This window comes from Stappia sediminis (genome assembly GCF_009826895.1).
GTDB classification, from domain to species: Bacteria; Pseudomonadota; Alphaproteobacteria; order Rhizobiales; family Stappiaceae; genus Hongsoonwoonella; species Hongsoonwoonella sediminis.
Genome location: NZ_WUMV01000002.1, coordinates 617656 through 630796 on the forward strand (window position 1 = coordinate 617656; position 13141 = coordinate 630796).

Below are 13141 nucleotides of genomic sequence, written 5' to 3' on the forward strand. Positions count from 1 at the left end.
GTAAGGCCTAAAGGTTTACGAAATGCAGTTGGTTGAATTCCTTGCGCCAATTCGCGACATCTGCAGCCATGGCTTCTGGCGCACCGGACCGTAGAGCTTCGGCAATGAGGCGGGCAAGGCGAGCCATGTCAGCCTCTTTCATGCCCCAGCGAACCAATTCGGGCGTCCCCAACCGTAACCCGTTCATGTCTCCTTCGACCGGTTCGCGCGGCAACCCGATGCCGCAGGAAAGAAAGCCGGCGCGGCGCAGTTTTTTCGCTGCCGCCTGCCCCCCTCCAAATGGAGCTGCTTCCAGCGCGAACTGATGTGAGGCTGTAAAACCACGCGGCGTACCGAAGACCGGCATTGCTTCCCCCGACAGAGCTTCGGCGAGAGTGCTGGCCGTCGCGGCCATGGCCCTGGCGTATTCCCGACCGTGCTCCCGCCAGTCCAAAAGTCCGACTGCAAGCGCCGCGGATTTTGCAACATCGAAATTCGCGGTCAGTCCCGGAAAGGCGATTTCCTCGATCCGCTCTGCCAGCGCGTCGTCATTTGTGACGATCAACCCGCCCGCCGGACCGCCGAGGCTTTTGTAGGTGCTCATTGTCATCAGATGTGCCCCTTCGGCGAGGGGATCGGCAAAAACACCGCCGGCGATCATCCCGCATTGGTGGGCTGCGTCGAACAGGACAAAGGCTTCCACCTCGTCGGCGATCGCACGTATTTCGCGAACGGGATGAGGGAAGAGGTTGAGGCTCATCCCGATGGTGATGAGCTTGGGCCGGACTTCGAGTGCCAGTTTGCGGAGGCCATCCAGATCGACGGTATATCCGTCCGGGTCGACTGGCGCTGAATGGGTTTTCAGCCCGTAAAGGCCGGCACAACCGGGGAGGTGATGCGTCACGTGACCGCCGACCGAGGCGGGAGGCGCTATGATGGCATCCCCAGGCCTTGTGGTGGCGATGAAGGCATAAAGGTTGGCAAGTGCCCCGGACGCCACACGGATTTCTGCGTGCTTTGCGTGGAAGATTTCGCAGACCAACTCGGATGCGATAACCTCTATCTCCTCGATGGCTTCGAGACCCATTTCGTATTTGTCGCCGGGGTAGCCAAGTGAAGGGCGTGATCCAAGGCCGCTTGCAAGAAGCGCTTCCGCACGCGGATTCATCACGTTGGTGGCCGGGTTCAGGTTGAAGCACTGACGCTCATGGATGGCTCTGTTTTCTTCCGCGAGCGCTCCAATACGGGTGAAAATCTCCACTGAAGACGAATTGGCTGCACGCTTGGCGAATTCATCAATTCGGGCGGCCACCGCTGCGGGCAACCAGGGCCGGGTTTCATGTGCCGTCATCTCCACCTCCTCTGGGATGCAGAAATAATCCGCCGCAAACCCGCTTTTGGGCAAATGGGAATTCAGAAAAATTCAAGCTGGCAAATCGTATCTTGCCGTTTCGCACTCATCGAAAGAGCAGTCGCCTCGACATGTTTGTTTTCGCAGTGTGGCACTGCCCGAAGGCGAAACGTTCGAAAAGAGGTAGCTTCATCTTGGGGCCTTATCGACTTCAATCGATTACCCACAGGGATATCCACAGAGCATATATAGGCTGCCTGCAATCAATGGTGATTTGAAAATATTATTCAATCAAAAAATAAAAGAGCCAGGCAGATTTCGTCTGGCTCTTCAATTTTGCAATAAAATATGAATTTGATACAGCTGCATGGAGTTATTTATGATGTTATCGGTGTATTTATAGACATTTCTTTGAGGTGGTGTATTGCTGATCGATGTCATTTCGATTGTTTAATCCTCTTTGCAGAATAATAATCTTCCGTTCTTTATCAGTTGCATGGATGGACGAACATTGGTCCCGATGCCGCGTTGCAATTCATTGGCCCGGACAGGAATTAATTCAACGTTCACGCCGGTATGCCGGAGCGGGCGTCTTACGTACTCGCAATCGCTGCCCTTTTCACCGTCTTCGGGTCTCGTCACAACGACGAACTGGAATGGGGAGCCCGGATAGTGGTTTCCGTCTGCGCGACCTCCGACGAGGTAGATCCGAGACGGACGAATCGCGCTTTTGAGCCGTCGGACGACCGCTTTAAGTGCGGCTTCTTCCGACGCATAAACACCGGTGTTCGAACTCGTCGCCAACATGTCCATGATTGAGCGCCACTTTCCCTGTTACCACAGCGGATATTGGCATCTAGGCCAATAATATGTCAGTAATGTGACTATCTTTTTAATAAAATAGAGACGGCAATTACGGAAGAAATCGTACTCGAAATTTCTTGACAAGAAGTCATACGATTCAGTCGCGCGCATAAGCGGATGTCGGGCCTTTAAAAGAGAGTTCTTTCCCTTTCAAAACTCATATGTACTGTGGAAGCCAACCGTGTGACGTAATGGTGATCCGTTGTACGGGAGGTTGAGTTCGGTATCGTGCGCTAGAGGGGTTGACGCGTTTTCTTTGCTCGTGATTCGGAGAATTGGCTAAACGGCAGCGTGATCGATGTGCCGACTGTTTTGCCGCAACTTGAATGTTGCTCGGTTTCGATGTTTGAAACAGGAAATTGGGAACGGAGTTCGCTGTATCGATGTAATTCGCCGTTCGTCAGCGGGAACGTTTGATGCGGAGTTGTTCGAGTCCGGACTGCACCCCACAGAAAGCGCATTATTTCAAGGGATTGAACCTGATCGCGGTTCGGCGTTTGTGTTTGGCGCTGGTTGCGATTTGCTTTTATTTCAATGCCGTTGGAGTATGTTGAAACTGAAGAAATTTTTACTCGCGGAAGCGCTTTAGACGCCGCTCAAATGCCTGAAGATCGTCTTGAAGTATTGCGAACTGCTTTGAGGGTGTGGACGCTGCGGCAGGCCAGAGGACGGTGCGCTTTAGACAGCATCGGGTGTGCACGGCGCTCGGTTTCGTTTCGAAATACCGCGCGAAAATCGCCCCACCCGGCGGGTGAGGCGATGTGCTGCATCCGGTGCGAAGGCACTATTTAGCAATTGCAGCATAGTCCTTCGGCTGCCGGTGGAGCGAGAAATTGAAGACGTTCGCCCTGATCTCCGTGCAACGGTCAAGATCGACGAGCGCTGTTACGACCTCATCCTCGACCGTTGCGGCTTTGGCCACGATCTCGCCCGTGGGGGCCACGATAACGCTGCCACCAATGAGGTCGCAGTCTTCTTCGCGCCCTGCCTTAGCCACCGCTGCGGCCCATAGCCCATTCTGATAAGCGCCGGCCTGCACGCTAAGTTCGTTGTGGAAGTATTGCAGGTGGTCGTGTTCCGGTGCCGGCGGGTAGTGAAGCGGTGTGTTGTAGCCGAGAACGACAAGCTCTGCGCCGCCAAGCCCCAACATTCGCCAGGTCTCCGGCCAGCGCCGATCATTGCAGATGCACATGCCGATACGGCCGTCGAAGGCATCGAAGACCGGGAAACCGAGATCGCCCTTCTCGAAGTAGCGCTTCTCGAGATGCTGAAAAGGCCGCCAGGGCTCATGCTCTGAATGACCGGGCAAGTGGATCTTGCGGTATTTCCCCGCGATACGCCCGGTTTCGTCCACCAGGATCGCCGTGTTGAAATGGCGCCCCTCTGGCGTGAGCTCCGCATAACCGAGGTGGAAGCCCAAGCCAAGCTCCGCCGCCATCTCGAAGAGGGGGCGTGTTTCCGGGGAAGGCATCTCCGTTTCGAACCAGCGGTCACGCCACTCAGGCTCCTCGCGGTACCAGCGCGGGAAGAACGTGGTGAGCGCAAGCTCGGGAAAGACGACAAGGCGTGCGCCCCGGCTTTTCGCCTCACGCATCATCTCGATCATTCGCGTGACGGCGGAGTTTCGCGGCTCGTCGGCGGCGATAGGGCCCATCTGGGCGGCGGCGAGGACGAACTTGCGGCTCATTGTGCTTCTCCAAGCAAGTCGAGGGCAACGTCGAGCAGGATTTCGGCCCCTGCAATCAGTTCCGCGGGCTCCGTGTGTTCGGCGATGTTGTGGCTAAGGCCGTCCTTGGATGGCACGAAGATCATCGCGGTCGGGCAGTTCGGCGCGAACATCTGCGCGTCATGTCCCGCGCCTGAGGGCATGCGGCGGACGGTAAGCTGGCGCGCCATGGCAGCCCCCTCGATCCGGGCGACGACCGTTTCGTCGAAGGCAACGGGAGCGAAACGGGCCAGCGATCGGGCCGTGATTTCGCAGCCTTCCTCTTCGGCGAAAGAATGTGCCGCAGCGTGCAGGCGCGCCTCGGCCTCCTTAAGCCGTTCATCATCGGTGTTGCGCAAGTCGACGGTGATGACCGCGCGCTCCGGTACGACATTCACGAGGCCGGGCTCAAAATTGACAGAGCCTACTGTCGCCACCTGAGGCGGGCCGAAGTCGCTTGCGATGGCGCGGGCCTCGACGGCGATGCGCGCGGCGGCGAGCCCTGCATCCCGCCGCAGGTCCATCGGTGTCGTTCCGGCATGGTTCGATTGGCCCGAGATCGTGAATTCCGTCCAGGAAATTCCTTGCACGCCGGTAACCGCGCCAATTCGGACCCCGTCACGTTCAAGAACCGGCCCCTGTTCGATATGAAGCTCGAGGAAGGCAGCGGGCGTCAGCGATTTCGGAGGGATATCGCCGGCATATCCGATCCGCGCAAGTTCCTCGCCGAGAGTGGCGCCGTCAATTCCTTGAACGGCCAGCATCCGTGAAAGATCGAGTGCTCCCTGGTGGACGCCGGAGCCCATCATGTCAGGAGCGAAGCGCGCGCCTTCCTCGTTCGTGAAGGCGGCGACGGCAAGAGGGTGTGCTGTGCGCGCGCCGGCGTCATTGAGGGCGGCCACAACTTCGAGCCCGGCCATGACACCCAGAGCGCCATCATAAAGTCCACCCGTTGCAACCGTGTCGATATGCGAACCGATCATCACCGGCGGCCCGTCCCCGGTACCCGGGCGGATGCCCCAGATATTGCCAATTGCGTCTATGGAGACGGCCAGACCCAGCTCTTCCATCCATCGTACCAGCTGGTCGCGTCCTGCTCGGTCTTCTTCCGAAAGAGCCAGACGGCAAACGCCGCCACCCGGCAAGGCGCCAATTTCGCCAAGGTCACGCAATCGCTTGAGTAGGCGCTCTGCGTTGATTTGAGGTCTCATGCGGTTCGCTTCCGTATCGTCTCGGCATCGGCACCGACCAGTTCGGCATAGAGTTCCGGGTCTGTGTCGCCTTCGGTCCCGAAGACGAGGACATTGGACTTGGGCCCGAGGGAAAGTGCTGCGCGAGCCTCATCATCCGCCATGGCTGCGAAGAGCCCGGCAAGACCGGCAACGGCGCTTTCGCCCGCGACAACGGGCGGGTCGCCCTCTGCCGGTTCGGCGAGGCGCCGCATTATCGCGACCGCCGCGTCGTCCGGCAGGGCCATCGCCGCATCGCCATGGTCTTGCAAAATCTCCCAGGCGAGAGCGGAGACTTCGCCGCAGGCAAGGCCCGCCATCAAAGTGTCGAGGTCTCCTTCGACGGGCGTCGGTTTGCCGGCACGAAAACTGTCGACCCAACAGGCCGAGAGGTCAGGATCGGCCAGCACGATCAAGGGGCGCTCGGTGCCCCAGCGCCGCTTGGCCTGAGCAGAGACCGCCGCCGCCATGCCGCCGACGCCCGTTTGAAGGAAGATGTGCGTTGGCTTTTCGTCGAGTGCTTCAAATGCCTCAGCCGCCATCAGCTCATAGCCCTGCATGACGTCCTTCGGGATTTCCATATAGCCTGGATAAGAGGTGTCGGACACGACGAACCAGCCTTCGCGCGTCGCCGTTTCCTGCGCCTCGCGCACGCTGTCGTCGTAATTGCCCTTGCAACGCCGAACTTCGGCGCCGTAGCTTTCGATTGCCAGCTTGCGGGCCTCGGACACTGTGGCGTGGATGAAAATCACACAACGGCATCCGAACGTCTGCGCACCCCAGGCAACCGAGCGCCCGTGGTTACCGTCCGTCGCGCAGCAGACCGTAATTGCGGCGACCTTGTCGCGATGCTGGCCGGAGAGGATTTGCTCGATCCCTACCTCGCTGCCGGTCTGCGCCGAGATTTCACGACAAAGCAGACGCGCCACCGCATATGCGCCGCCGAGCGCCTTGAAACTTCCAAGGCCGAAGCGGCCGGCCTCGTCCTTGTAATGAATCGCTGCAACCCCCGCCTCTGCTGCGAGCCCGGGCAGCGCGACAAGCGGCGTCGGCTCATAGCCCGGCCACGCCGAAATTGTCTCGCGCGCCAGTTCAAAAGCGCTGTCGTTCAGGATTTCATTCTGCCGCTCGCTCCAGGGCGCGTCTTTGCGCGCCGCGGCATTCATCACAAGGTCGAAGGGCCGTTCGGCTTCGCCTTCACGTTTTACAATCTCGCGGGTCATTCGGTATTTCCGTTGGGTGCCGGCGCTTTCTAGGGTCTGGCCCCATAAAATTGATGCAAATGGCACCTGAAACGGCAAAGAAGTGCAAGGAGAAGGGCGCGGAGCGGGTCGGGCACCCGGTCAAGCCCTTCGACGCGGCAGATCGAAGCCGTTTCGGTGTCTCGAAGATATGGCCGATTTGGCCGGCTACTTTGTCGCAAGATCTTGAAAACCGGCCTGGTTTCCTGCGCTCTTGCTCCTCGTATCCAACCAAATCGGCTCATACCATTTCCGTCAACTTTATGGGTCCAGACCCTAAGGCAACGGTCGTTTTTCCACTCTTTTAATTCGGCCCGGGGAAGTTCCCCGGGCCGGGCATTGCTTAGAAGTTGTTTTCTTCCTTGATAGAGTTCAGGAGCGAATCCAGCATTTCCGTGCCCGGAGCGCCGTATTGTTCTTCGATAAGCTTGCGCACGGCAGGCTGTGCAGCCTCGGCGAACTTCGCCTGTTCCGCTGGCGGGATCACGTTTACTTCCATCTTCTGGGCAAGCGCGGGCAGGCCCTTGTCCGAAGCTTCGATCACCCGGCTCATCGAGCGTCCGGCTTCCGTAGCGACTTCCGAAGCCCAGTTGATGAGCGTCTTATGCTCGTCGGAGAGCCCGTTGTAGAACTCGGCGTTCATCGTCCAGATGTATGGGGTGATGATGTGGTTGGTGACCGAGAGATATTTCTGCACTTCATCGAACTTGGCGAAGGCGATGATCGGCACCGGGTTCATCTGGCCGTCGGCAACGCCCGTCTGGAGTGCGGTATAAACCTCGGCCCAGGGAAGCGGCGTCGGCTGGCCGCCGAGAGAGGAAACGATCGTTTCATGCGTCGGCAGCGTCATTGTACGAATGCGGAGCCCCGCCATGTCCTCGACCGAGGTGATCGGCTTTTTCGAGTTCGTGAAGGCAAAGAACCCGCCCGAGTCGATCAGGCCCAGCACCTTGAGATCCGTCGTTCCTTCGAGATCGGCGATGAATTTCTTGCCGAACTCGCTATCCTTCGAGATTACGCGGCTCGCCACGCCGATGTTCGGGAAGGCGAAGGGGATGTCGAATACGCCAACCAGCGGATAATGCTGCGCCATGCCGCCCGAAGAAGAAATCGTGCTCTCCACGATACCGGAGCGAACCTGCTCGATCACCTCGTTGTCCTTGCCGAGCTGGCCGTTGGGGAATAGCTGAACCTCGATTTCACCGTTGGAGCTCGATTCGACGAGGCTCTTGAAAACGGCGGCCATAGCACCTGAATGGCTTGCGAAGGGATCCTCCGGATTAAGATGCGCGAGCCGGATCGTCACGTCGGCAGCGAAGGCTTGTGCCGACAGGCAGGCCGCGGCCAGTCCGATCCCAAGGGTCTTGATCATTTTCATGGCTTTTTCCCTTCTGGTTGATTGAGGCCGCTCACAAGCCGAGCAACCTTGGTATGAAGAGGGTAAGGTCCGCCCAGAACGCGATAATCAGAAGAATTGCGACCTCGGCCAGGATGAAGGGCCAGAGTTCGCGTGTTATCTGCTCGACCTTTTCTCCGGTGACTGAGGCAAGGACGAAAAGACACGCGCCTACGGGTGGCGTCATCAGCGAGATGTTGAGCGCGAGGATGATCATGATACCGGCATGAACGGGGTCCATTCCGAGTTTCAGCGTTAGCGGCGCCAACACCGGTGCCAGGATGATCAGAGTCGCATTGATATCCATGACGAGACCGATCATCAGCAGCAGCAGGACGATCAGTCCGATCACCACCTGCGGGTTCTGCGAGATCGCCAGCATCGCTTCGGCGATGGCTTGGGGCACACGGTTGAAGGTCATCCACCAGCCGAGAATTGTAGCAGATGCGATGATGAGGAAGATCACCCCGGTAATCCGGGTGGTTCTGACCCCGATTTCGTACAGGTCGCGCCAGGATAGCGCCCGGTAGATGACACCCCCGACAAAGAGGGCATAGGCAACCGCGATCGCCGCCGCCTCCGTCGGTGTCGCGAAGCCGCCGAGGATCGAGCCCAGAATGAAGATTGGCAGGAGCGCGGCAAGGAAACCTTCGCGAAGAGCGGAGATAACGGCCTTGAAGCTGGGCCTGCCTTCGCCCTTTGGCAGGTTTTTCCGCCGCGCGGTCAGCGCGATCACAATCATGCATATCCCGCAGATCATGAGGCCCGGCAGGATTCCCGCGGCGAAGAGGCCGGCGATCGACACACCCATGATCGAGCCGTAGATAATCATCAGCGTCGAAGGCGGGATCGTCGGCCCGATGATCGAGCCGGCTGCGGTAACCGCACAGGCATAGCGCCTTGTGTAGCCGGCCTTTTCCATCGCCGGGACAAGGGTGTTGCCGAAGGCTGCGGCGTCGGCTGTCGCGGAGCCTGTAATGCCGGCGAACATGACGGAAGCGACCATGTTCGAATGTGCCATACCGCCCCGCATCCATCCGACCAGTGCGTCGGCAAGCTTCACGAGACCTTCGGTGATCCCCGACCGGTTCATGATTTCGCCCGCCAAAATGAAGAAAGGCATGGCGAGGAAGGGGAACAGGTCGAGCCCGGCGAATACGCGATCGGGTGCCATCTGCATGAAGCGCGGGCCCATGTCGAAAATGCCGACCATTCCCGCTACACCGATTGCAATGCCGACCGGCATGCCAAGAGCCAGGAACCCGAAGAAAGCGAGCGGAACCAGCCAGACGCCCATTATTCGGACCCTCCCTGAGCCACACGAGCGGCAACCGCTTCGGGCGCACGTGCCGCGAAAAAGTCATGAAGGCCCATAAGTGCGAGCTGGATGCAGGCGACAAGGGCTGCAAGCGGCACGCCTGAGAATGCGTAGCCCTTGGGCATGGCGTAGATCATCGTGACGCGGCCGAAGCCTTTTTCGGCGAAGCCGAGCCCGTACCAGAAGAGTGCGCCGAAAAATGCGAAACCTATTACGTCGAAAGCGACCGCAAGCCACCGGCGAAGAGGAGCCGGCAGACGCTCGAAAAGGAACTCGACACCGATATGTTCGCGGTAGGCAATGCCTGAAGAGACCGCGAGAAGCGCCATCCAGATCATCAGGTAGCGCGCGAGTTCCTCAGTGAAGGTTAGTGGCAGAGGGATGATATAGCGCACCAGTACGCCTAGCCAGACATCGATCACCAGCAGCAGCAGGAGAAGGACACAGACGCGTTCGACGAGCCAGTTTACCCGCAGGCTCCAACGCTTGGCAGAGAGGGCGACATCGCTCATTCATCATCCCCGAGATACGGCGACAAGTTCGCGCCTTGACCTCGACGATGAAACAGGTTTTTCATTAAGTCAACTGAGATAAAAAAAACGTTTCGGGTCGCGAGCGATGCACGATAGGAGACGGCCATGGAAACGAAGGCGAACCATCGCCAGGCGGAATCGCCCACGCAGCGTATCCACCGCGCCTATGGCGATCTGCCGGAAGGCGAGCGCAAGGCCGCCGACCTTGTCCTCGACATGCCGGGAGAGCTTGCGATCTGGTCGGCATCCGAACTTGCGGATAGGGCCAAGGTGTCCAATGCGACGGTTTCGCGTCTTTTTCGCCGGCTCGGTTACAGTTCCTACGAAGAGGCGAGGCGGGCGGCGAGGTCCTTGAGAGCTGTCGGCTCGCCACTCTATCTTGCCGAAAGTGCGAAGGGGGCAGTGCAGGAACGAGACTTCCTCGCCCGCCATATTTCAGTCGAGACGAAGATCGTCGAGGCAACCCTTGCGATGGTGAATCCCCTGACGCTGGACGCGGTATCCGAGCTTCTCGCCAAGCGTCGCCGGCTCAGGGTCGCGGGTTTTCGTAACAGCTATTTCGCGGCGGAATACGCAAGGACCATGCTTGCCCAGTTCCGACCTGGGATAGAGCTTTTGAATGCCCCGGGCCAAACGCTTGCCGAGGGTATCGCAGGCGTCGGATCCGGCGATGTCGTGCTGGTGATCGGGCTCCGGCGGCGCCCATCGGGATTTACCGAGTTCGTCCGGGCGGTTGCGGAGACCGGAGCCGATGTCGTGCTGATTGCAGATCGCTCGATCCGCGAAGCTCCGGCTGAGGCGCACTATAACCTGAGCTGCATCGTGGAGACGCCTCAGGCAGTCGATTCCTATGCCGGCGTCCTGGCGCTCCTGCGCCTCCTTGCGCTCTCGGTGCTCGCTAAGCTCGACGCTCAGGGGCGACGGCACCTCGAGCGTATCGAGACATTCCACGAAAAGCTGTCCGAGCTTGAGTGAGATCTTTTCATCGAAGCGTGTAGTCGTCGGGACGAAAACCGTTGGCGGGCATTCGCTGTCCTTCTTTCGCAGGGGCTCTGGCGCTAATGCATGTTCGTCGCCATCCCTGAGGCAGATATTGCATGGACCTGCATGCTCGCCAACGGCCTCTGGAATGTTCTTGATAAGTTTGAAGTTGTAAATCGTCACCGCTGCCGCTGGCGGTTTCTGAACGTCAATACGAAACAGGCCCCCGCGAAATTTCGATGCGCGTACCGGATTGTCGCATCGTGGGATTTCAACAGCGCCCGAATGATGCCGAGACCCATGCCGGTTCCGCCGTGTTCCCGCCGGGTGGTGAAGAACAGATCGAAAATCTGATCCTGATTACCCGGCGAAATTCCCTCGCCATCATCGACGATGGCAACGGTCAGCGCGTCATCCGATCCAGAGACCTCGAACGAAACCCTTGTGGCTCCATGTTGTGCGGCGTTGTCGACGAGATTCTCGATAACGATCTTTGCGTTTTCCGCGGAAAGAGGAAGAGTGCAATCGGACGTCCAGGTAAGGTCGATTGTCTCGAAGCGAGGTTGAAGGTCTCTCAGGACCGCGGAAAGTTGGCTCGCTCCGCCAATATCGACGCTGTCGGCGCGGGCGAGCGCCCTTAATCGATCGAGAAGAAGCGAAGCGCGCTCGGTGTCTTGGAGAATGTTTTCCAGGAAAGCGGATCGTTCGGCAAGGCTGAGATCGTCGCCGCCATCCAGCAGCAATTCCGCGGCGCCTTGAATGGACGTCAGTGGCGATTTGAGTTCGTGCGTGACGTGATTTGCAAAGGTGTTGATGTAATCATTGCGCTCAAACAACTTCCGGGACATGTCCAGCATACTGGTCGATAGCGCATGAACTTCCCGGCTGCCATGAGTGGTGAGCGGCTTGATGGCATCACGGTCGCCATCGCCGATCTTGAGCGATCGCTCCGTGAGCGCGCGGATTGGCCTTGAGATGGCGCGTGCGAAGATAAACCCGACCAGCAGTGTGGAGGCAAATACGAATGCTAGAAAACCCAGCACCGTCTGGCGTTTGAGATACATCTCTTTCAGGATGTTGCTGGGTGTCCGGGAGGCATAGACCACGCCTGCGACTTTACGGTCTATGATAATGGGAAGCGCGAGGAAGACCCTGACGGAGCTACCTCGGCTGATCGAGTAGATCGGCTGGGGATTCCGGATGACGCGCTCGCGCAAGACGCTCTTGTATCGCCCGCCAAGAGCGGCTTTGACCTCTTCGATATGGGAGAAGGACAAGCCAATGTCATTGCGCCCCGCGATAACGGTGCCGTTGAAATCCAGGATCCGAAAGCCGGCCAATGTCAGCTTTTGAGTGTCTTGAAGGACCGGATCGATCCAGTCCCCCAAGGCCTTGTAGACCGGATCGACGGTCATGGATGTTTCCCTGGCGTCCGGCCGTTCCGGAAGAACGGGAGTGTGGTTCAGATCCAGTTCCGGTTGCTGAGGCGACCAGGGATTGTCGTTCAGGTTTTCGTTGCCGGTGCGCCTTGACGAGGATTTTGGAGCTTCGGCCCATCTTTGAAATCCGTTGTCACCCAGTTCCAGGAGATGCTTTGAGGTAATGGCCGCGATTGCTGCCGATTGAGAGATCAGCTCGGCCTCCGTCGCCTGGATCAACTGGTTCTCATAGACCCGGAAAAACACGATGCCGGCCAGAGGCACGAGCAACATGATGGCGAGCACCAGCGCTACGATCATGCCCAGGGGCGGGCGCCATTTTTCGCCAAAGGTGCGAACCATCCGACGGGGTGCCTCTCGGCTCTATTGATCCGTGCGGGAACGGCAGGCTCCAAGACGGAAGCCGACGCCGTGAACGGTCTCGATTGCTTCAAAGCAGCCTGCGGTCCCCAGCTTGCCCCGGACATTGCGGATATGGCTGTCTATGGTCCGGTCGGAAACATGGACGTTGTTCTTGTATGCGCCTTGCAGGATTTGCCCACGGGTAAACACCATCTTCGGACGAGTGAGGAAGATCGCCAGAATATCGAACTCGATGGCCGTGAGAGAAACGCGCAATCCATCCACCATCACAATGCGGCCGGTCCTTTCAAGTTCGAGGCTGCCATGTCGCAAAACGGGTTCTTCGGACGGATCGTTTGAAGGGGGGCGGGTGCCGTACCGCTTGAGTATGACGCCGACCCGCGCAATCAATTCTCGCGGACTGAATGGTTTGGTGACGTAGTCGTCGGCGCCGAGTTCAAGGCCGATGATGCGGTCGACTTCATCGTCGCGCGCGGAGAGAAACAGGATCGGCACTTCGGATGTCTTGCGTATCTGGCGGCAAACATCAAGGCCGTCCATCTCGGGCAAACCAACGTCGAGCACGATCAGTGCGGGATTGCATTCACCGACTTTGCGGATTGCCTCCTGGCCGTCCGTTGCGGTTTCGAATGGATAAAACGCCTTTTTCAATGCAAAGCAAATCACGTCGCGGATATGCGGATCATCGTCGACGACAAGGATGGTCTTGTTCTGCAAATGGAGTGGCCCCGAATTAAGTTCG

General features: G+C 58.6%; 11 protein-coding genes. 1 reads left to right on the plus strand and 10 read right to left on the minus strand.

Annotated elements, in window-relative coordinates:
* Positions 1-7: 7 nt before the first annotated feature.
* From glyA to GR183_RS06370, 8 genes are all read right to left on the minus strand, one after another.
* The gene (glyA, locus tag GR183_RS06335) at positions 8-1330 is read right to left on the minus strand and encodes a serine hydroxymethyltransferase (protein ID WP_160774729.1); all 1323 of its coding nucleotides are present in this window, start codon (positions 1328-1330) and stop codon (positions 8-10) included.
* 450 nt (positions 1331-1780) lie between these two features.
* Positions 1781-2143, minus strand: coding sequence for a hypothetical protein (locus tag GR183_RS06340; protein ID WP_160774730.1), 363 nt, complete (start codon positions 2141-2143; stop codon positions 1781-1783).
* Between the two features lie 835 nt (positions 2144-2978).
* Positions 2979-3881 carry an N-carbamoyl-D-amino-acid hydrolase gene (locus tag GR183_RS06345; protein ID WP_160774731.1) on the minus strand — a complete coding sequence of 301 codons (903 nt, stop codon included), beginning with the start codon at positions 3879-3881 and terminating at the stop codon, positions 2979-2981.
* Positions 3878-5110: a Zn-dependent hydrolase gene (locus GR183_RS06350; protein ID WP_160774732.1), complete on the minus strand. Its 1233-nt coding sequence runs from the start codon at positions 5108-5110 to the stop codon at positions 3878-3880. The genes GR183_RS06345 and GR183_RS06350 overlap by 4 nt, the downstream gene beginning before the upstream one ends.
* Positions 5107-6351 carry a diaminopropionate ammonia-lyase gene (locus GR183_RS06355; protein WP_160774733.1) on the minus strand — a complete coding sequence of 415 codons (1245 nt, stop codon included), beginning with the start codon at positions 6349-6351 and terminating at the stop codon, positions 5107-5109. Before GR183_RS06355 ends, GR183_RS06350 begins: the two co-directional genes overlap by 4 nt.
* 361 nt (positions 6352-6712) lie before the next feature.
* Positions 6713-7747 (minus strand): TRAP transporter substrate-binding protein, encoded by a 1035-nt coding sequence (locus GR183_RS06360; protein WP_160774734.1) that lies wholly within the window; start codon positions 7745-7747, stop codon positions 6713-6715.
* 31 nt (positions 7748-7778) lie between these two features.
* Positions 7779-9062, minus strand: coding sequence for a TRAP transporter large permease (locus tag GR183_RS06365; protein WP_160774735.1), 1284 nt, complete (start codon positions 9060-9062; stop codon positions 7779-7781).
* Complete coding sequence (locus tag GR183_RS06370) at positions 9062-9595, minus strand: TRAP transporter small permease (protein WP_160774736.1); 534 nt, start codon at positions 9593-9595, stop codon at positions 9062-9064. Before GR183_RS06370 ends, GR183_RS06365 begins: the two co-directional genes overlap by 1 nt.
* Before the next feature lie 126 nt (positions 9596-9721).
* Between GR183_RS06370 and GR183_RS06375 the strand changes: the two genes are divergently transcribed.
* Complete coding sequence (locus GR183_RS06375; RefSeq protein WP_160774737.1) at positions 9722-10591, plus strand: MurR/RpiR family transcriptional regulator; 870 nt, start codon at positions 9722-9724, stop codon at positions 10589-10591.
* 185 nt (positions 10592-10776) lie between these two features.
* Here the strand turns inward: GR183_RS06375 and GR183_RS06380 are convergent, their stop codons facing one another.
* Entirely contained in the window at positions 10777-12378 is a 1602-nt protein-coding gene (locus tag GR183_RS06380; protein WP_160774738.1) for a sensor histidine kinase, read from the minus strand.
* A gap of 21 nt (positions 12379-12399) precedes the next feature.
* On the minus strand, positions 12400-13116 hold the full coding sequence (locus GR183_RS06385) for a response regulator transcription factor (RefSeq protein WP_160774874.1): 717 nt from the start codon (positions 13114-13116) through the stop codon (positions 12400-12402).
* Positions 13117-13141 lie beyond the last annotated feature (25 nt).

Excerpts from the sequence above, each read along its gene's own strand:
- glyA (WP_160774729.1), bottom strand. The coding sequence starts at position 1,330 with ATGACGGCACATGAAACCCGGCCCTGGTTGCCCGCAGCGGTGGCCGCC.
- GR183_RS06340 (WP_160774730.1), bottom strand. The coding sequence starts at position 2,143 with ATGGACATGTTGGCGACGAGTTCGAACACCGGTGTTTATGCGTCGGAA.
- GR183_RS06345 (WP_160774731.1), bottom strand. The coding sequence starts at position 3,881 with ATGAGCCGCAAGTTCGTCCTCGCCGCCGCCCAGATGGGCCCTATCGCC.
- GR183_RS06350 (WP_160774732.1), bottom strand. The coding sequence starts at position 5,110 with ATGAGACCTCAAATCAACGCAGAGCGCCTACTCAAGCGATTGCGTGAC.
- GR183_RS06355 (WP_160774733.1), bottom strand. The coding sequence starts at position 6,351 with ATGACCCGCGAGATTGTAAAACGTGAAGGCGAAGCCGAACGGCCCTTC.
- GR183_RS06360 (WP_160774734.1), bottom strand. The coding sequence starts at position 7,747 with ATGAAAATGATCAAGACCCTTGGGATCGGACTGGCCGCGGCCTGCCTG.
- GR183_RS06365 (WP_160774735.1), bottom strand. The coding sequence starts at position 9,062 with ATGGGCGTCTGGCTGGTTCCGCTCGCTTTCTTCGGGTTCCTGGCTCTT.
- GR183_RS06370 (WP_160774736.1), bottom strand. The coding sequence starts at position 9,595 with ATGAGCGATGTCGCCCTCTCTGCCAAGCGTTGGAGCCTGCGGGTAAAC.
- GR183_RS06375 (WP_160774737.1), top strand. The coding sequence starts at position 9,722 with ATGGAAACGAAGGCGAACCATCGCCAGGCGGAATCGCCCACGCAGCGT.
- GR183_RS06380 (WP_160774738.1), bottom strand. The coding sequence starts at position 12,378 with ATGGTTCGCACCTTTGGCGAAAAATGGCGCCCGCCCCTGGGCATGATC.